The organism is Roseibium sp. SCP15 (assembly GCF_040329435.1).
GTDB lineage: Bacteria > Pseudomonadota > Alphaproteobacteria > Rhizobiales > Stappiaceae > Roseibium.
Genome location: NZ_JBDZYI010000004.1, coordinates 392,131 through 410,402, shown reverse-complemented (window position 1 = coordinate 410,402; position 18,272 = coordinate 392,131). Strand labels below are relative to the sequence as shown.

At 56.6% G+C, this 18,272-nt stretch carries 19 protein-coding genes; 3 read left to right on the top strand and 16 right to left on the bottom strand.

All coding sequences use genetic code 11. The annotated features are described in order from the left end of the window. Positions 1 to 40 precede the first annotated feature (40 nt). The 7 genes from ABLO27_RS21775 to ABLO27_RS21745 all read right to left on the bottom strand — a co-directional run bounded on the left by ABLO27_RS21775 (position 41) and on the right by ABLO27_RS21745 (position 8,604). Positions 41 to 1,273: a carbohydrate ABC transporter permease gene (locus ABLO27_RS21775; protein WP_353035681.1), complete on the bottom strand. Its 1,233-nt coding sequence runs from the start codon at positions 1,271 to 1,273 to the stop codon at positions 41 to 43. Further along, on the bottom strand, positions 1,270 to 2,574 hold the full coding sequence (locus tag ABLO27_RS21770) for a carbohydrate ABC transporter permease (RefSeq protein WP_353035680.1): 1,305 nt from the start codon (positions 2,572 to 2,574) through the stop codon (positions 1,270 to 1,272). Before ABLO27_RS21770 ends, ABLO27_RS21775 begins: the two co-directional genes overlap by 4 nt. A 183-nt stretch (positions 2,575 to 2,757) precedes the next feature. Then, entirely contained in the window at positions 2,758 to 4,107 is a 1,350-nt protein-coding gene (locus tag ABLO27_RS21765; protein ID WP_353035678.1) for an ABC transporter substrate-binding protein, read from the bottom strand. Between the two features lie 2 nt (positions 4,108 to 4,109). Beyond that, positions 4,110 to 5,216 (bottom strand): LacI family DNA-binding transcriptional regulator, encoded by a 1,107-nt coding sequence (locus ABLO27_RS21760; RefSeq protein ID WP_353035676.1) that lies wholly within the window; start codon positions 5,214 to 5,216, stop codon positions 4,110 to 4,112. A 383-nt stretch (positions 5,217 to 5,599) separates the two neighbouring features. Then, a complete protein-coding gene (gene rbsD / locus ABLO27_RS21755; protein WP_353035674.1) occupies positions 5,600 to 6,010 on the bottom strand; it encodes a D-ribose pyranase in 411 nt (136 codons plus the stop codon). A gap of 23 nt (positions 6,011 to 6,033) precedes the next feature. Continuing rightward, the gene (locus tag ABLO27_RS21750; protein ID WP_353035672.1) at positions 6,034 to 7,215 is read right to left on the bottom strand and encodes a GAK system CofD-like protein; all 1,182 of its coding nucleotides are present in this window, start codon (positions 7,213 to 7,215) and stop codon (positions 6,034 to 6,036) included. A 132-nt stretch (positions 7,216 to 7,347) separates the two neighbouring features. Beyond that, positions 7,348 to 8,604: a glycerate kinase type-2 family protein gene (locus tag ABLO27_RS21745; RefSeq protein WP_353035671.1), complete on the bottom strand. Its 1,257-nt coding sequence runs from the start codon at positions 8,602 to 8,604 to the stop codon at positions 7,348 to 7,350. A gap of 200 nt (positions 8,605 to 8,804) precedes the next feature. Between ABLO27_RS21745 and ABLO27_RS21740 the strand changes: the two genes are divergently transcribed. Beyond that, complete coding sequence (locus ABLO27_RS21740; protein ID WP_353035669.1) at positions 8,805 to 9,194, top strand: DUF427 domain-containing protein; 390 nt, start codon at positions 8,805 to 8,807, stop codon at positions 9,192 to 9,194. Positions 9,195 to 9,200: 6 nt separating this feature from the next. Here the strand turns inward: ABLO27_RS21740 and ABLO27_RS21735 are convergent, their stop codons facing one another. The 8 genes from ABLO27_RS21735 to ABLO27_RS21700 form a co-directional block, all read right to left on the bottom strand. Beyond that, entirely contained in the window at positions 9,201 to 9,638 is a 438-nt protein-coding gene (locus ABLO27_RS21735) for an SRPBCC family protein (protein WP_353035667.1), read from the bottom strand. Beyond that, positions 9,631 to 9,978 (bottom strand): ArsR/SmtB family transcription factor, encoded by a 348-nt coding sequence (locus ABLO27_RS21730; protein ID WP_353035665.1) that lies wholly within the window; start codon positions 9,976 to 9,978, stop codon positions 9,631 to 9,633. The genes ABLO27_RS21735 and ABLO27_RS21730 overlap by 8 nt, the downstream gene beginning before the upstream one ends. A gap of 74 nt (positions 9,979 to 10,052) precedes the next feature. Then, positions 10,053 to 10,424 carry a phosphate acetyltransferase gene (locus tag ABLO27_RS21725; protein ID WP_353035663.1) on the bottom strand — a complete coding sequence of 124 codons (372 nt, stop codon included), beginning with the start codon at positions 10,422 to 10,424 and terminating at the stop codon, positions 10,053 to 10,055. Further along, the gene (locus ABLO27_RS21720; protein WP_353035661.1) at positions 10,421 to 10,810 is read right to left on the bottom strand and encodes a MaoC family dehydratase; all 390 of its coding nucleotides are present in this window, start codon (positions 10,808 to 10,810) and stop codon (positions 10,421 to 10,423) included. Before ABLO27_RS21720 ends, ABLO27_RS21725 begins: the two co-directional genes overlap by 4 nt. A 2-nt stretch (positions 10,811 to 10,812) precedes the next feature. Further along, the gene (locus ABLO27_RS21715; RefSeq protein ID WP_353035659.1) at positions 10,813 to 12,354 is read right to left on the bottom strand and encodes an AMP-binding protein; all 1,542 of its coding nucleotides are present in this window, start codon (positions 12,352 to 12,354) and stop codon (positions 10,813 to 10,815) included. A 42-nt stretch (positions 12,355 to 12,396) separates the two neighbouring features. After that, a complete protein-coding gene (locus tag ABLO27_RS21710) occupies positions 12,397 to 13,170 on the bottom strand; it encodes an enoyl-CoA hydratase/isomerase family protein (protein ID WP_353035657.1) in 774 nt (257 codons plus the stop codon). Between the two features lie 10 nt (positions 13,171 to 13,180). Further along, on the bottom strand, positions 13,181 to 13,837 hold the full coding sequence (locus ABLO27_RS21705; RefSeq protein ID WP_353035655.1) for a TetR/AcrR family transcriptional regulator: 657 nt from the start codon (positions 13,835 to 13,837) through the stop codon (positions 13,181 to 13,183). 118 nt (positions 13,838 to 13,955) lie between these two features. Beyond that, the gene (locus tag ABLO27_RS21700; protein ID WP_353035653.1) at positions 13,956 to 14,150 is read right to left on the bottom strand and encodes a hypothetical protein; all 195 of its coding nucleotides are present in this window, start codon (positions 14,148 to 14,150) and stop codon (positions 13,956 to 13,958) included. A gap of 171 nt (positions 14,151 to 14,321) precedes the next feature. Here ABLO27_RS21700 and hemA point away from each other — a divergent pair, with 171 nt between their 5' ends. After that, a complete protein-coding gene (gene hemA / locus ABLO27_RS21695) occupies positions 14,322 to 15,539 on the top strand; it encodes a 5-aminolevulinate synthase (protein ID WP_353035651.1) in 1,218 nt (405 codons plus the stop codon). A 276-nt stretch (positions 15,540 to 15,815) separates the two neighbouring features. On the opposite strand, the gene ABLO27_RS21690 is transcribed toward hemA, so the two are convergent. Continuing rightward, entirely contained in the window at positions 15,816 to 16,799 is a 984-nt protein-coding gene (locus ABLO27_RS21690) for a TAXI family TRAP transporter solute-binding subunit (protein WP_353035649.1), read from the bottom strand. Between the two features lie 125 nt (positions 16,800 to 16,924). Here ABLO27_RS21690 and ABLO27_RS21685 point away from each other — a divergent pair, with 125 nt between their 5' ends. Then, positions 16,925 to 18,253 (top strand): S1 family peptidase, encoded by a 1,329-nt coding sequence (locus ABLO27_RS21685; protein WP_353035647.1) that lies wholly within the window; start codon positions 16,925 to 16,927, stop codon positions 18,251 to 18,253. Positions 18,254 to 18,272 lie beyond the last annotated feature (19 nt).

The window sequence follows — 18,272 nt, the reverse complement described above, 5'->3', positions numbered from 1 at the left end:
AGGTAACTCCTTGGGCGTCTTTTGCGCCCGTGTTGAATATTCAGCCCTTGACACTGCCGGCCGTGAGGCCTTGGACCAGGAAGCGCTCGAACCAGAGGAAAATGACGAGGACGGGCACGGTCGCGATCACCGCGCCCGCCATCAGGTGCTGACGAGGCACCTCGGAGGAATTGAGGGACACGACACCACGCGACAGGGTGAAGATGTCCGGATTGTCCAGGAACATGAACGCGAACAGGAACTCATTCCAGGCGATCATGAAGACGTAAAGGGAAACGGATGCCAGTGCAGGCAAGGACAGCGGCAGCGTGATTTTCAGGATCACGCCGATCCGTGTCAGACCATCCATCAGGCCGGCTTCCTCCAATTCCGACGGCAAGCCGCGGAAATATCCCTGAAGCATGTAAAGCGCGACCGGAATGGTCGTTGCCGGATAAACGATCAGGAGGCCGGTCAGAGTGTTGCGCAGGCCGAGCTGGGAGAACACCGCGTAAAGCGGGATCACCAGAACGATGGCCGGCACCATGTAGATCAGGAGAACCGACCGCGCCAACATGGCCTGTCCGGGAAATCGCAGTCGGGAGACCGCATAGGCTCCGGGTACGGAAAACAACAGCGTCAGGACAACCGTCGACACCGACACATAGGCGGAAACCAGCAGATAGCGACCGAAATTGAACTGGGTAAAGAGCTCCACATATGAGCGGAACAGCCCGTCCAGCCCCTTGGAAAAGTCGATCGACAGATCCAGGGGATTGGCCAGAAGGGTTTGCTGGCTCTTCAGCGAAGTCATCACCATGACGTAGAACGGCAGGGCTACGATGATCGTGAAAATGACAAAACCAATGCCCTTGGCTATGCGGATGTAAATAAGCTCGCGCTCATAGCGTGTCAGGGCACCGAGACGTGCGTTCGACAGGCTGATGGAATTGGCGGCAGTTACGCTGAAGACAAACAGGATAACAGCCAGCCCCTGCCAGACAGGCACCGTGTTCAGCGGCAAGGTAAACGGTGCGGCGAAAGATGCCACCATCAGCACCAGAAAGACGGTGATCGCTGACAGCGCCCAGGCGGGAAGTCCCCCGGCGCTGTCAGACGACTTGCGCCAGACAAAGATCAACGCGCTCAGGAGACCGGCAATACCGGCGGCCGTTGCCTGCGGCAATGCCACTTCGCCCGTGATGAGTGTCAACGTGACACCGATGACAACCATGGCTGTGACGCCCCAGATCAGGCCGGTGACGGCAGTGAGCAGAACACTCGCTGGTCTCATAGCCCTTCCTCCTTCGGTGAGAAGCGGATGAACAAGGTCGCGAAGGTGACCAATACGACGAACACAACAACCGCTACCGCCGCGCCGGCGCCCAGGTTGGAAAGCGCAAAGCCCTGTTCATATACGTCCACTGTCAGGGTCCGCGTGCCGGCATTTCCGCCAGTCAGCAGGAAAATGTCGTCGAACTTGTTGAAGGTCCATATGAACCGGAGCAGGAAGAGCACCGAAAGAATGCCCATCAACTGCGGCAGGGACAGGTACCAGAACTGCTGCAGCGGTGTGGCCCCGTCCATTTCAGCCGCTTCGTACATGTCGGTGTTGATGGACTGCATGCGCGCCAGAATGAACAAGAATGACAGTGGGAAATAACGCCAGGCTTCGAATGCGATCACCGTCGTCAGCGCCAGCGGAAACTCGAACGAAATGCCGAACACGGAAAAGTCGATGGCGCGCTGGCCGAAGAAATTGATGGGGTCTGAGACAACACCCATTTTCGTCAGGAGCGCATTCACCGTGCCGGAAAACGGATCGAACAGCACGACCCAGGTGAAGGCGACGGCAATAACCGGCGAGACGTAGGGAAACAGGAACAGCCCGCGCATGAACCCGCGCCCGACGAACACCGTGTTCAACAGCTGGGCGGCAAACAGCCCCAACACCAGCGCACCACCCGTTCCGAAAATGGTGTAGTAGAAGGTCACTCGCAGAACCGACCAGAATTCCTCGGCACTGAAGATCCTTGAGAAGTTTTCCAGCGTGAAATCGAAGTTTGTCAGGATGTTGTTGGCCTCGCCGGATACCACCGGACTGCTGGCACGTTCGGGTCTATCGGCTGCAAGAAACGCGTCCGAGACAATTCCTTCAATTCTGAGCCGCTCCCGCCAACCGGGTTCCACGGTACCGATGGTGCAGGTCATCGCCCGCCCATCAAGTGCACACACGTCCGGCAGGCTTGTAATGTCAAATCCTTCAGGGATCTCGTCTTTCACGACGACGTTTCTGATTTCCTCTTCCTGAGAGGAATTGCGAAGCCGGTATTCCAGAGTGGCGCTGTCCCCTGCGGCTTCAGGTCCTCCACGCAAACGCTCGTTGACCAGCACGGTCGGCGGGCGCAGATCTGCGAGTTGAACCGGCTTCACGCTGATCCAGAAGTTGGCCAGCAGAGGACCGGCAACGATCATCAGGATGATAGCGAAAGTCGGTGCCAGCATCAGGTAGGCCAGCCACATCTCGCGGCGCTGCATCGGGCCGATGCCCTTTGGCGGGCCCAGGGATACGGGCTGTTGGTCTTGTGTGCTCATTAATCCGGCTCTGCATTGGTGCCAAATGCGGGGTCAGGCAGATGGCATCGAGGCATACGCTCCCCGTTCTCCCTGCACTGCAAGCGCCGGGATCCTGGAAGATTGAGACCGGGCAATTGGCATGCAGGTGCCCGGTCCTTGATCGTAAGAAAGGTCCCGCCCCGTTTGGGGCGGGTTCATTCGTTACTGGATCTTCGCCAGTTCCTCGTTGAGCTTGGCAACGGTCGCCGCTGCATCGCGCTCATCATCGATGTATTCACGCACCAGCCTGTTGATCGCCTGGCTGTTGATGATCTTGGAAGCGATCGACAGCTGCCCTTCCTTGACGCCCCAGCGGCTGGCGGTATCGAGACCGGAGACAATGGTCTTGATCGTTTCGGCATCATAAAGCTCTGTCAGAGGAGCCTTACGGTCCACGCCAACCGGCAGCTTTGCCCAACCGTCAACGAACTGGGTTGCATTGTCCTTGGTGCCGCGACGGATCGGGAACTTGCCTTCCGGAGCAATCGAAAGCGTGGACATGTAACCGTCATCCATGGAGAACTCGACGAACTGCATTGCAGCTTCCGTGTCCGCGTCGTTGGTGATGCCGAAGTAACGAACGTCGGCCCAGGCTGCACCATCCGGGTTGGACGGCCCGCTCAGTGTCGTCACGACGCCGGTTTTCGAGGCCAGTTCTTTTGAGGTCGGGTCATCGGTGATGGTTGGCGGCGCGCTGTCGCGCAGACCTGCAAGTTCATCCAGAATGAAAGGAGACCAGATGATCATCGCTGCCTTACCGGCAAAATACAGTTCGCGGGACTGTTTCCAGAAGAGATCTCCCGGAGGCGAAGCTTTGGCAATCGCCTTGTAGAACTCCAGGGCCTCGATCGTCTTTTTCTCGTCCAGCGCCTTGAAGCCGCTCCCGTCGACCGGCGTTACGCCATTTGCCAGCAGCACATGCTCCAGCACCTGGCTCATGAAGTTTTCATCGATTTTGGTTGCCGCGACAAATGCAAACATTTCCGGCGGGTTATGCAATTTTTCAACTGCGGCCAGAATGTTTTCAAAGCTGTCTGGGGCTGCAAGTCCGTTTTCGTCGAAAAGGTCCTTGCGGTAGACAACCATCTGGGTCCAGCCATCGACCGGCACCGATGCTATCCCGCCTTCAACGGCAGCCATTGCCACCGCACCCGGCGCGAAGGTCTCCGCACCGAGGTTTTCGAAGACTTCGGTTGCTGCTTCCGTGTCCAGAATGCCGGCCTCTGCCCAGGGCAGAGCGTATTGCAGCGGATGATAGACGACGTCCGGCAGATCACCTGCAGCAAAAGCTGCGGTTGCGCGTGTGCCCAGATCCGATTCCGTTACCGGAATGACTTCAACCTCGATGCCGGTCTTGTCCTTGAACGCCGCCGCCATCTCTTCCTGTTTGGCCAAACGCTCGGGCTGCTCTTCCGTCGTCCAGAAACGCAGCGTTTCAGCCTGTGCCGTTGTCAGACCGAGCGCGAGCACACCCGCGATGGTCGAGGCCAGGAATTTAGTCCTCCCAAACATAATTACTCTCCCTTACTGCCAGGATTTGGCTGTTGGTTCAGCCGGTTCCGGAGCACATCTGCGAGCGCCTCCGGTGTCATTGTTGGCGGGCCGTCAGAAGCCCTCCGAATGAGGTTTGCCTTCGCAAGCGCCTGCAAGCTCGTCGGATCCTTGCCGTCGAGCACGTCGATCAGCATGCGGGCGACGTGACCGCCTGCGTCCTGAGCACTTTGCGAAAATGTAGTCAGTGGCGGATCCAGGTATTCTCCGACCGGCAGACCGTCATATCCGATGACGGTGACATCCGAGCCCGTTGCCAGACCAAATTTGCGGCAGAACTGAACGGCTCCGATCGCCAGCGCATCCGTCGCACACAAGAGAGCGGTCGGCGGCCGTTCCAGTGACAGCAACGCTTTAGCACCGGCAAAACCACCCTTTTCATTCAGCGCCTGCAGCGATTCCAAGCTCTGGTCATGTGGCAAGCCGAGCGATTCCAGTCCCTGCCTGTAGCCTTCCTGGCGCTGCAGGGCGAAATTGAGCTCCAGAGGTCCGCCGACATATCCGATCCGCTCGTGGCCCAGACTGTAGAGATGACGCACGCCGTCAGCGAAAGTCGCCTCGTTGTCGATGTCGAACCAGGCATAATTGGAAGGGTCGCCGGTGCGCCCATGAGCAACGAACGGGAAATTCTGCTCTTTCAGATAGGCAACGCGAGGATCCTGAACCTCGGTTCTGGTCACGATGAACCCGTCGACCTTGCGCCGGGCGATCAGCCGCTTGAGGCTCTCGATCATATGGTCGCGCGAATGGGTGGTCGTGACCAGGAGATCCAGCCCGAGCTCGTCCAGAGCCCGAGCGATCCCGTCGATGAATTCCGCCAGGAAAGGGTCGGCACCATTGCCCTGGCCAACGGGGATGATGATGCCAAGCGTGTCCTGTCTTCCGCGCTTCAGATTGCGGGCCGTGGCAGACGGCTGATACCCCAGGTCCTTGACGGCCTTGAGAATGCGCTTGCGCGTTTCTTCGGAAATGTCCGTGTAGTTGTTGAGGACCCGCGACACGGTTCCTTTGGCAACACCAACATGGCGTGCCACATCGTCAATCGTGACGGAACCACGTAACCGCGACATTGATCCTCCCTGAGGGCTTTCCCAGCCACCAAACTTTTTCGGCAGATTTCAACCCGAGGTCGAACCCGCCTTTTTTGTTAAAAAAATTGTTACAAAACCGATTTTGTAAGTCAACAAAATCGGTTTCGGTGATCCAAACTATTTATTTCGCACCGCGGGAAGATGCTGTCATTTCAACAAAACATTCGAATGATGGGTTTTGGGAGAGTGAGTTACACGCAGGCTGAAGCCCGTTTGTTTAGAGATATCAAGGCCGGTAGAGCGACGCAATCAGCACGATTATCACTTCGTGGCACTCAAGACGGTCTAATCGACCCCGGAATCAGTACCAGGACCCTGATCACAGCAAGGCTCCAGATGAAAGAACATAAAAGGCAATCCGGTTAAAACGGCACGCCGGAGACAAGGATCACATTCGCATAAGGAGTACACTCGCCGGTCCGTATCACTGCCTTTGCGCGCCTGGTCCGTTCCTTGAAATCCGCATGCGGCAATCGAAGATGTTCAATCTCCTTGCCTGTTTCAGCGGCCCAATGGGCCAGTTTCACCTCGATGCGTGTGGTGAGATCAGGAGCCGCTTCCTCCGCGAAAACTGCCTGTTCAACAACCAGCTCCTGCGCGAGCGCGTCCAGAACGTCAAAGAAGCCTGGAATTCCGGGAGATACTGCCAGATCGATGACCGGGACATTGTCAGGAACCGGCAGGCCGGCATCTGCCACGACGATCTCGTCCATATGTCCGAGAGACGCGACCAGATTGCTCAAGTGCCGGTTCAACAGGGGTGTGCGCTTCATGACAATTTCATCCGAACAAGACGTCAGGTCAAAGATACCAGGGCTTCGCACAGCGGAACAGGATCATAAAAGGGCTCAGATTGCCTTGAAACGAGATCCAGCTTCAACACCGTAATCCCCTTCCCGGTAATTCCGGTGAGCTCTGCATCCGCGACGCTCCGGTCTACAATGACGAAGTTGAGCAGCTTTTGTACCGGACATTCCGGTCCCGCATCCAGGCGCAAGTAACGCAGCATCTCGTTCACCTTGTCCGCGACCGTCATGTTGCCGGTCTCCGGATCGTCGCCCAGTCCCGGCACATAAACCTTTGGAACCGTCCGGCTGGCAATGGCCTTGCCCACTCCCTGAGGCAACAGGTTTGCAATCAGGCTGGTGTAAAAACTTCCCGGCGCGTAGCAGATCAGATCGGCGGAATGCATCAGGCCGCGGTTACGACCCGGGAAATCCGCATAGGCATGGGTGGCATTGTTCAGCCCATGGTTCAGGAAGAGGGTCGTGATCGACCTGTCCAGCGGTGGGTGCTCCTTGCCGGTCAGCCGATGCTGGCCAACCACGACATCTCCGCTTTCGAGTTCAGCCGCAAGGTGAAGATTGGCATCCGCCACCGCCCGCACCGTCCCCTGGACACCCACTAGTTTGGAAACCAGGAAGATGATCGGCTCCAATTGCTGGTTCTGGTTGAGGTATCCGCCCGCGAGAATAAGGTTGCCGATGCTTGCCCCGCGCAAATCGAAACTTTGCGGGCATTCGCTCTGGAACACCCGAAGCTGGTTCTGGATCAGCATGCGCATCGGTTGCTCGATGGCGTCCACCAGGGGATGCGTTCCGGCGATCATTGCATCCAGTTCACCGGCAAGATCCGATCGTTCCGCGGCCTTTGCGAACCGATGGGTGAACAGGCGGAAAATGTCAGGATGCCCAAGCACGGTTTCATCCGCCAGCGCCATCAGCCGGCTCCTGAGGTCCCCGATTGCCGGCATGTCAAAGGCTATCCGCAACCCTTGCGAACTTCCCCCGGAGTCGAATGGCGTCACCAGATGGATCGAGTTGTGCGTATAGCGCTTCAGGCATTGCGCAACACCGTTCAGCGCCGACCCGCCGCTCAGAAACAGAAGCCGCGGTCCAAGTTTCGGGTTGGACAGAAAACGCTCGATCCGGAAGGGATCAGGCATGCGCACAGCGCGGGTTATCGTGACTTCAGACATTCCAACCCCTGATCGGGAGAAGACCAAACAGGTGCCAGAAATGGCACCGCCCCGAACACATAACAGCGAAATGTTTACAGTTTGATCAGGACCTAAATTTGTCGGTCTCCGGCGACCTCAGGCACGTGCCGATCAATCGATCCAAATGGCCCGGAAATCATTCACGTTGGTCAGTGTGGGACCCGTAACGACCTGATCATCGATTGTCTCGAAGAACCGGTGTGCGTCGTTGTTTTCCAATGCTTTGGCGGCGGACACACCTTTGGCCTCCGCCTTTTGCAATGTATCGGGCCCGATCATGGCACCCGCGACTTCTGCCGCTCCATCAACACCATCCGTGTCGCAGGCAATGGCATGAATTCCTTCGGCACCGTCAAGGGCCAGCGCAAGGGCCAGCGCGTATTCCGCGTTGGGTCCACCGACCCCGTCTCCGGTACGTGTGACTGTCAGCTCACCGCCTGAAAGCAGCACGAGCGGCCGGTCACCGGCAGCTCTTTCCTTTTGGCGCAGCAACGCCAGCTCGGCATGGGAACGCGCAACATCCCGCGCTTCGCCCTCCAGGGCATCTCCGAGCAGTTCCACATCGCATCCATGTTCGTCGGCCATGACCCGGGCCGCCTCAAGAGACTGCGACGGCGCCGCAAAAACCGTGTTGGTCACTCGCGAAAGCTTTTCGTCCTGCGGACGCAGCACACCGCTCTGACCCTCGAGAGCCTTTTGCACGGAAGCCGGTACATCCACGTTCCAGCGTGCCAGTATCGCCTTCACATTGTCTGCAGAGCTTTCATCCCCGACTGTCGGACCAGACCCGATTTCCGCCGGATCGTCCCCGGGAACGTCGGACAATAACAAAGCCAGCATTTTTGCCGGATAGGCCGCAGCCGCGAGCTGCCCTCCCTTCACCCTGCTCAAATGCTTGCGCACAACATTCATCTGACCGATCGGAGCACCGGAACTCAGAAGGTTCTGATTGACCGCCTGCTTTTCCTCCAGGGAGATGTCTCCTGCCGGAGAAGTCAGAAGTGCAGACGCACCCCCGGAAACAAGAGCCAGGACAAAATCGTTCTCGCCAAGCCCCTCAAGCAATTCCAGCATGCGCTGCGTTCCCACCAGACCTGCTTCATCAGGAACCGGGTGGGCAGCTTCAACGATCTCGATGCCCTTGCAGGGACGGGCATATCCATATCGGGTGATGACCAGTCCCTCGCACGGTCCCCAGACAGCCTCCACGGCCTCGGCCATTCGCGCGGACGCTTTTCCCGCGCCCACAACAACAACGCGGCCTTCCGGTTTTTCCGGCAAGTGAGCGGAAAGGCTCTGCATCGGGTCTGCGACATCCACTGCCCGCTGAAACATCTGCCTCAGCAGCTCCGGTGTTCTTTGGGTCATCTCGTCACAACCTTTCAACTCACTAGCGTTCGAAGTGTTTGAGCGCTGTTTTGAGGTGAATTTCAAGGCACTTTTTACCGGTTTCGGTCTTCTGCGGCACAAAACCGGCCAAAACAGTGTTCACGGGAATGTTAGAAATGAACTTTTGCGATCACAGAGCCATGGCACCACTTTTTGATGGTGTCTTACAGGAGTGCAAAATGACCGTCCTGACATCAGCCGCATTTGAAACAGCTATCCGGAACCCGGACAATCCTGATCATCTCATGGTGATAAAGGATGTACCGCGCCGGGTTCGCATTTATGCCGGTGACACATTGCTGGCGGACAGTGTCAACGCGCTGCGGGTCATCGAGATCGGCAAAGCGGTCTACGACCCGGTGATTTACGTTCCGCAAAGCGATCTGGTCGCGGAGTTCACGCCGGTCGACAAATCCACCTTTTGCCCGATCAAGGGGGACGCCAGTTACGTTGCCCGTGATGGCGATGAAATCGCCTGGGTCTATAAGTCCCCTATCAGCATGGCCAGCCGGCTGGCGTCGCATTTTGCTTTCTGGCCGGCCAAAGTCCGGCTGGTGGAGGGCGAATAAACCAGCTCAGGCAGCTTCATCGCCGGCAACGACAGGCCCCAGACAGTCGACAATGCGGTTCCAGCCGCCGTCATGATTGTCCCGGCTTTCCTGCGAGGGGAATTTGACGTGTGTCAGCGTCAACTCCGTACCGCCGTCCACCTCTGCAAAGTCAAGCGTCACAACGCTGTCGGGCTCCGAAAACGGGCTTTCCCAGGTGAACACCAACCGACTATGGGGACTGATTTCCTTGTAGATCCCTTTGTGGGGAATCTGCTGATCGCCCGCCTGCATGATGATTTCGAAAGCGCCCCCGACCTTGGGGTCGGTGGTTGCCTTCGGAACGCTCATGTCTGGTCCGGGTGTCATGAACTTTGCGAGAATTTCAGGATCGAGCCAGGCATCGAAAACCCGTTCTGCCGGAGCCGAAAATGTTCGTGAAACCACCACACTCAAATCATTCATCGCCTGTCTCCCTTGAAAGCATATCGTCCAAAGCATCGAGGCGTTGGGTCCAGATTGACCGCAATTCCTGGAACCATCTGTCGATCTCGCTGACCGGCCCCATATCCGGCTCGATCAGGTGTTCCCGCCATTCGGTCCGGCGACGCACAAGCCCCGCCGCTTCCAGAATCTTGATATGCTTCGATACCGCGTTCAGGCTGACGTCAAAATGCTTGGCGAGGTCGGTGACACGTGTCGGGCCGTGCTGGACCAGCAGGGTCAGGATCTCCCGACGCCTTGGATCACTCACCGCTTTCAGAATGTCAGTGAGTTTTTGATCATCAAGCTTTCGTTCAACCATATGGTTGAATTAATCCATGACAGGTCATCAGTCAACCTTTTAGTTGAATGAATTGATCGAACATGGCAGCCGATCTATTCCTTACCGACATCCTCGACATAAACCAGAGCGCGGCCCTGACAGATCCGCGTGCCATCGGCCGCTTCGCATACAGTTTCCAGATCGACCAGATGTTTTTCGGGCCGCAGGCGCGTAATCGTGACCGACGCCGTCAACTCCTGACCTACCGGAGCAGGCGCAAGAAACTCAAGGCTTTGCTTCAGATAATTCGTCCCGCGCCCGGGCAACTCGACCCCCAGTAGATAAGAGAACAGGCCACCGACAAGCGGACCCGGAACATCTGCCGGAACGTTGTCCGGATTGCCGGACAGCATTGCAAAATCACGCATGTCCTGGTCTGAATAGGTTCGGGCGATTTCTGCCCTTTGTCCAAGGTCCAGGGTCATGAGGCGTCTCCCAGGTCGCAGGTCCCCGACAAGGTAAGCGCCCCATCCGCACTTCTCTTGACTTCCACCAAGACCTGACCGGGCTTATCGGGAATTTCGGTAAAGGACAGTGTCAGCTCTTCATCCGCATAGGATGGATTTGGGAACATCAACGTCTGCATCGCGTGCTTCCGGCCCGGATACAACGCCTGAAGATGCGCGAAGACGCGGGTATATAGCAGCATGCCGTGTGATACCGTGCGGCCGAAACGGGTGCGCGCGGAGAATTCCGGATCCACATGGATCGGATTGTCGTCCCCGGAAAGCGTCGCAAAGGCATCGAAATCCGATTGCCGGGGTGTCCAGGTGAAGACGGCGCTCGACAGCGCGTCGGCGGAGAGGCTCATGCTCAGGCATCCTCCGGAGTTCTTGCGGTTGAAAAATTGTCTTTCAAAATATTCTTGCGCACTTTTCCTGCAGCCGTTCGCGGCATGTCTTCGACAACAGAAAAGCTTTTCGGGATCTTGTAGGGCGCCAGATGTGTCCGGCACCATTCCGGCAAACGCGCAATATCCAGCCCCTCCCCGGGACGGGCGATCAGGAAGGCAGCGCCAACCTCGCCCCACTTTTCATCCGGCACTCCGATAACAGTCGCCTCGAGGATGGCAGGATGACTGACCAGAACTTTCTCAACTTCGGCCGGATAAACGTTCTCGCCACCGGAGATGTACATGTCCTTTATGCGGTCGACGATGTAGTAGTAGCCATCCTCGTCGCGCCGCGCGACATCGCCGGACTTAAGCCATCCATCGACCGTGAATGTCGCGACCGTTGCCTCGTTGTTGTCCATATAACCGGGTGTGATATTGGGGCCGCGAAACTGAAGTTCGCCTTCACCGGGCCCCTCGACGATCCCGCCATCACCATCAGCCAACCGGACATCGGTCAGTATTTGCGGCTTTCCGACTGAACCGATCTTTTCGGCTGCATGGTCCGCATCCATCAAGAAGACCGTCGGGCCCGTTTCCGTCATTCCCATACCGTTGCAGATCGTCACGCCACGGTTTTGAAATTCGATCAGCAGATGCTTGGGAACGGGAGCCCCACCGCAGCCGAGCGAGCGCACGCCGGAAAAGTCCACCTTGTCTATGCCTGAGGCCAGCGACATTGCCTGATAGATTGCCGGAACGCCGAAAAAGCAACTCACATCGCCCTGATCGATAAGATCCAGAACGGTGTCGGGATCGAATTTTCGCAAGATTGTAGAAGATCCACCGTTGAGGAATATCGGCAATGTCGGCAGGTTGATCCCGGCCGTATGGAACAGGGGCAGAAAATTGACCCCGGCCTCGCCCGTCGAGAGCCCGGTTGCCTGGCAATAATTGATCATGTTGGAATAGGCCATGCCCGCCGTCTGGATGACGGCTTTCGGCAGACCGGTCGTGCCGGAGGTAAACAGCAGATACCAGGGCGCACCGGCTTTGATGCGTCCGCACCCGATCGCGGCAGGGCTGGCATTCTGCAGCAATTCATCAAGCGCACTGCTGGCAGTCCCTGATGCACCGATCGGCAATACGCTGATTTCAGTCGAGCGAACGAGTTCTGCCGCAACTGCTTCAAATGCCTCATCCGCAAAAATCAGTTTCGCCTTCGAGGCCGCGAGCACCGGCTTCAGTTCTGCCGCGGGTTGCCGCCAGTTGAGCGGCACCAAGAGGATCCCCGTTTTCTGGGCAGCAAACAGCAAGACGAAAAAGTCAGGGTGATTGTGACAAAGCACCGCCACACGGTCACCCCGCTCAAGTCCGCTTTCCAGCAGCAGGTTGCCCAGCCTGGTCGCCCGGCTGTTGATTTCACAAAATGTAAAACGGCGACCGGTTTCGTGGTCGGCAAAGGCCACGGCATCCGGTGTCAGTTCGGCGCGTTTCGCCGCCATGTCAGTTAGAAACTCCATGTGTCCTCCCAACACCTGGTGTTTGAATTTCCGTTGCGTGTGTCAGGCACGTTTCCTGGTGAAATTCTGCATGCCTTCAAAGGTTTCTGGCTGTGCCACCAGTTCAAGAAATCTGGATTTTTCCTGTTCGAGGCGCCGCCGAACCAGGCTGCGACGCTGATCGTCCCAGATGTTCTGACGAGTTGCCTGGTGGGTCTGCCGGAAGCGTCTGGCGATCCCGTCGATCCATGTATCGACCCGGGGCTCAAGCTCTGCTCTGGCGCAAACATCCGCCACCAGTCCGAGTTCAAGGGCTACGTCAGCCGCAAGGCGCTCGTTCAGATACTGGACCTGCAAGGCTTTTGCGGTGCCGATACGTTCCGGCAATAGCGCCGTCCAGCCGCCGTCCGGACCGAAACCCACTTCCGAATAATAAGGTTGAACAAATGCCTGATCCGACATCGCAACCATATCGGCAACCAGCATCAGACCGGTTGAACCGCCCGTGACAGGTCCATTGACGGCTGCAAGAACAGGAGCAGGAAAGGCAAGAAGGTCCAGGAGCGCTTCATGCAGCTCCGTCACCAGGCCGTCCGAATAGGAAATCAGCTCTTCGCGCGAAGACGCATGGGCCAGAAATCCGGAAATATCGCCTCCGGTAGAAAAGCTTGGTCCGCGTCCGGAAAGAACCAACGCAACCGGCTGCTCCTGAAGAGCCGCTGCAATTGCGGCGCGAAGGTCGGCGAGCAGTTCAGGTACGAGGGCATTGTGGCGCTGCGGTCGGTTCAACCACAGCCAGAGCGCTCCTTGTCTGCTCTCGGTTTCAACGACGCTCATGCCCGGTCCCTCACGGCTTCAGGCCGTTGGCAATCAGGTCATAGGCAGTGTCGACGATTTCCCCGATCGACTTTTCCGACTTGAAGACAATCAGCTGTTCACCAAGCGCGCGTGCAATACCCATGAGCGCCCAGGCGCGGGTCTCCACATCACCTTTTGAGATCTGCCCGGCTTTTTCGGCAGCTGAAAGTCCGCTGCAATATCCATCGGCGAAGGTGACGTAGTACTCGTGGTAGGCGTTCGGGTCGACGAAGAGCGCTTCCTGAACAATGCGGTACAAATCCGGATGCGCGCGCACAAATTCTAGAAATGCCTGAAGGCCGGCCTTCTCCGCATCAAGCCTGTTTTCTATGCCCTGGGTTGCTTCGGCAATGGTGTGCCGAACCAGGCGTCCCATTTCCAGAACCAGCTCGGAAAAGACCTCTTCCTTGGTCTTGAAATAGATATAGAACGTGCCTTGGGCGACACCGGCCTCGCTGGTAATGTGTCCGATGGAGGCATCGTTGTACCCCTTGGCCCCGATAACCCGCTCGGCGGCACCCAGTATCGCCTTTCGCGTAGCTTCTCCACGCGCCGTTTTGGGTTGGTTTCCCGGCGCTTGTCGATGCGCTTCTGCTTGTCCGGCCGATTTTCCCACGTCCGGTTCCTCCCAAAGTTCATGAAACATGAATCAGTATTCATGTTTCGTCATGCGAAAGCAAGGAATTCTTTGAACGGTCTATGATCGTTCGCCCGGCATCAGCACACGCACCGCGCATAAGGACCTGCAGCGGTCACTGAGTCCTTCATGAAATCAATGATGAAAAGACTGAAATTGCCGAATCTTCTCGCGTTTGGCGCAGATCTGCAGCTTCGACTTTAAACACTTGCTCGAAAAATCCGACTAATTTTTCCGGAGCTTCCGAGAGACAATCAACAAACAAAATCAGAGGCATTCCCGGCAGTTTTCCAGCTATGACTTTTGGACGCATCAATGCCATTTGACCTTGATCAAGGATAAAAGTTTGGTAATGCAGTTTTGAATAGCTAAAAGTTACCTGCTAGGCTGAAACATCGCTGCAAGGTCTCGGACGTGAAAAGCCGCCTGGACGCGAATAGGGCGGCACATAATGAGAGGCGCTGGCAACGGCCAGCGAAAGAGGACCGGTATCATGGACGTGAATGCGTATCTCGAAGAGCGCCTTAATAAACTTCATGACAATGGCAATTACCGGATCTTTGCCGACCTCGAACGACAGTCTGGCGACTTCCCCCGCGCAAAGCGTTACCGCGAAGACGGCACCGTACAGGACGTGACCGTTTGGTGCTCCAACGATTACCTGGGCATGGGCCAGCATGACAAGGTCGTCGGAGCGATGCAGGACGTTCTTGCAAAATGCGGTGCAGGTGCAGGTGGCACCCGCAACATCTCCGGTACCAACCACTATCATGTGCTGCTGGAACAGGAACTGGCGGATCTGCATGCAAAGGAAGCGGCCCTGATCTTCACCTCAGGCTACGTTTCCAACTGGGCGGCACTGGGCACGCTTGCATCGCAGGTTCCGGGCATGATCGTTTATTCCGATAGCCTGAACCACGCTTCCATGATCGAGGGTATCCGCCACTCCCGCGCCGAAAAACGCATCTTCAAGCACAACGACGTCGCCGATCTGGAAAGCCTGATGGCTGCCGACGATCCGGACGCGCCGAAGCTGGTCGCATTCGAAAGCGTTTACTCCATGGACGGTGACATCGCACCGATCAGGGAAATCTGCGATGTCGCTGACAAGTTCGGCGCCATGACCTATCTGGACGAAGTCCATGCCGTCGGCATGTACGGCCCGCGCGGCGGCGGTGTTGCGGAGCGCGAAGACCTGATGGACCGTCTGACAATCATCGAAGGAACGCTTGGCAAGGCATTCGGTGTCATGGGCGGCTATATCACCGGCTCCAGGACGGTCGTTGACTTTATCCGTTCCTTTGCTTCAGGCTTCATCTTCACGACGGCTCTGCCGCCGGCACTGGCCGCAGGTGCCGCCGCGTCCATCCGGCACCTCAAGGACAGCCCTTTCGAGCGCAAGGCGCACAAGGACCGGGTTGCTCAGGTTCGCGCAGCACTCGACAAGCGCGGCATCCCGCATATGGAAAACCCGAGCCACATTGTTCCGGTGATGGTGGGTGATGCCAAGAAATGCAAATGGATCTCCGACATTCTTCTGGAGACCTATGGCATCTACGTTCAGCCAATCAACTACCCGACCGTTCCGGTCGGCACAGAGCGTTTGCGGTTCACACCGACACCTCTGCACACCAATGCGGACATCGAGCATCTTGCCAACGCGATCAATGACCTGTGGTCTCAGTGCGCATTGGCCCGCGCCGTCGCATAACGGCAATCAAAGAGGCTTTTCAATCAACCCGCCTTGGCAACAGGGCGGGTTTTTTGGTGTCCGTCCAATTTACCGCCTGCATATCATTCGCCAAGTAATACCAGCGAGCAATGTTCAGACAAAAGGAGGCGTCGTCTCGCGCGGAAACACCGGACCTGGCCAGATGGCCAGACCTTATAAGCGAACAATTTTCAATGCCACTTCGCCGAGGCAGACGGGCAAGGGCGACCGCCCTGAAAAAACTGCCCTCAGACCCCCATACGACTTTTCACCCATTCAGTTGGCAAGCAGCTCCTCCATTCCGCCAAACCTCTGCCAACCAGGCACGTTAACCGTCAGGTCCACTTCCTGCCATTTCGGATGGTAGGCACCACCTGTCTTCAAGATCTCAAGAGCGGAAAGCAGATCAGCGCAAAACTCGCTGACGGCCTGATAGCGTGGTGTGCCCTGCCGCCAATTAAACACCGCCAGCACGGCACCAACAGCCACGGTATCAAGACTTTGCGCCTCATCAACAAGATCGGGATAATCGTCATGAGTGAACCGCGTTGAGAAATAGGCGCCCTGAACGGATTTTCCCAGTTCAATCGGCAATAAGATGAGCCCGTCCTCTGCGGAGATAGCCTCAATCAGCGGTGTCGGCTTGCCGGCCACGAAGACGGTCGCCGTCAAGGCACCCTCTTTTACCTGGTCGAGCGCTTCCTGATTGGAGGCATTTACAGGTACAACCGAAATCCCGAGAGCCTCGAATAGAGTCAGTGCGGTCATTTCCGTACCGCTCCCAGCCGGCCCTACCCCCACCAGCGCGCCTTCCAGTTCCTTTATTGTCTCCACCCCCGCTCTGGTTACGATATGCACCTCTTCATTGTAGAGTTTGCCGATATAGCGGATGGAGTCCTGGATGTTCGGGATTTCTTGAGTGTTCTTGTAAAAGTCGAGCACATCGGACTGCACGATGGCGATATCTATTCCGTTGATCTGCATGAGATCGCGGATGTTCTGCTGAGAACCCTTCCCGAGCATTGGCAGAACTCTGATTGCTTCGCTGTCGATCACAGATGCCATTTGAGCGGCAAATCGAGCATAAGTTCCTGTAATACCCCCTGAAATAACTCCGATAAGCTCCTGCTTACCTTGCGCAGAGGAAGGTAATGGAAACGCAAGTGCATTCACAGCAATCAAAAATAATGCGATAATCAACCGCCGGAAAGATAGGTAATTCCATCGAGAGAACCATGAAAATCTCAGAGACGATGTCATCGTTGAACCCCTCCATGCTCAAATCAATCGGTTCTAACCTATCGTTGAACTTGCATTTTAGCGGTGGAGGCAGACGGTTGCTATATCTATTTGCCGTGACCATAGCAGTTATGACAATATTCAGCATGATATTGAGCAACGGGGCGAACGCAGCGCAGCGAAGCGCCAAACTGCTCGTCAGCGATGCCGGACGGCTTTACCGCACAGCCGAAACACTCTCGGAATCCGACAAAGGGGAAGCCTATTACCGCATTTTGGTGATCGTGGATGTCATTCGTAAAGTCTACCCCTCGTCAATTGAAGCCGCTGTTTTGAAAACAGGCCGGATACTGAATACATCGATCGAGCTTGCAGCCGTCCAGAAGATCGGCAGCGAATGGGCAGAAGCGCATCCCGACAAGGCAAAGACCGTCGAAGATTCCGTTGTACAGGAAGCCGGAGCCGACCTGCCAACGGACGGGAGCGCTGCGGTTGTCGTCAACAGAAACAGGCAAAAGAGTACTGACGCAGAGCCTGACAAAGGTGTCGTTGCACATATCGACGATCAAACCCGGACCATAAAGATACCGCCGGTGTTAAGGAATGGCTTGAAACTGCCGGACTTCGGATCAAACACGCAACGCCGGCGCAAGGACCCTCCGGTCGCCGACCCCGTGAAAAAGGTTTCACGCAGCGAAGTCTTCTCGAGTCTGGAACGCGCCGTTGTCCTGATTTTGTATGTCGCCGAACAGGACGACAAACTTTATGTGATGGGATCCGGGACGGGGTTTTTTGTTGCGCCAAGCCGTATCCTGACGAATGCGCACGTTGCCGACATCCAAAGCAGCGTCTGGGAGAGATACAAGGCAAAGGGTTTTTTCGTAGTGGTCAGCGAACACATTGGAATGCGCGAAGCCAAGATCATCACAGTGGCGACCCGCGACACAAGCTTCAATATTGATGCAGCGTTGCTGGAACCGGTGAATTTTACGAATTCTCACCATCTGTCTTTTGCAGCAAATGCGCAGATAGGGGAATGGATCGCCATTGGCGGTTTTCCCGGCAAAGCAACTGACGTCGATGCCGCCATGTCTGCACTTGTCACGTTCATCGAACGCAAGCAGGAACCTCCTTTGCCGGAAACAGCCATTCCCACCCTGCGCGTCGATGACGGCATTCTTTCCAACAAGTACGTCAATAAGTCTTCTCGGGCGCTTACCCTGCAGTATTCACTGGAGACGACCGGCGGCAACAGTGGATCGCCGATCGTCAATGCCTGCGGAGAAGTCATCGGGCTTCACTATTCCGGATCTGCTGAAATTGCAAAAGTGCAAAAATCGGATTCAGGCGACTATTTTGTTGATGTGGATACCTCGAAGTACAACAGCGCCGTGGCATCGAAGGAGCTACGTTATTTCTTCGACCGTATCGAGCAGCCCGTTTCCTTCTCCGACGCCCCTTGTCAGGTCGGGTAAACCGGCCCCGAAGAAAAGC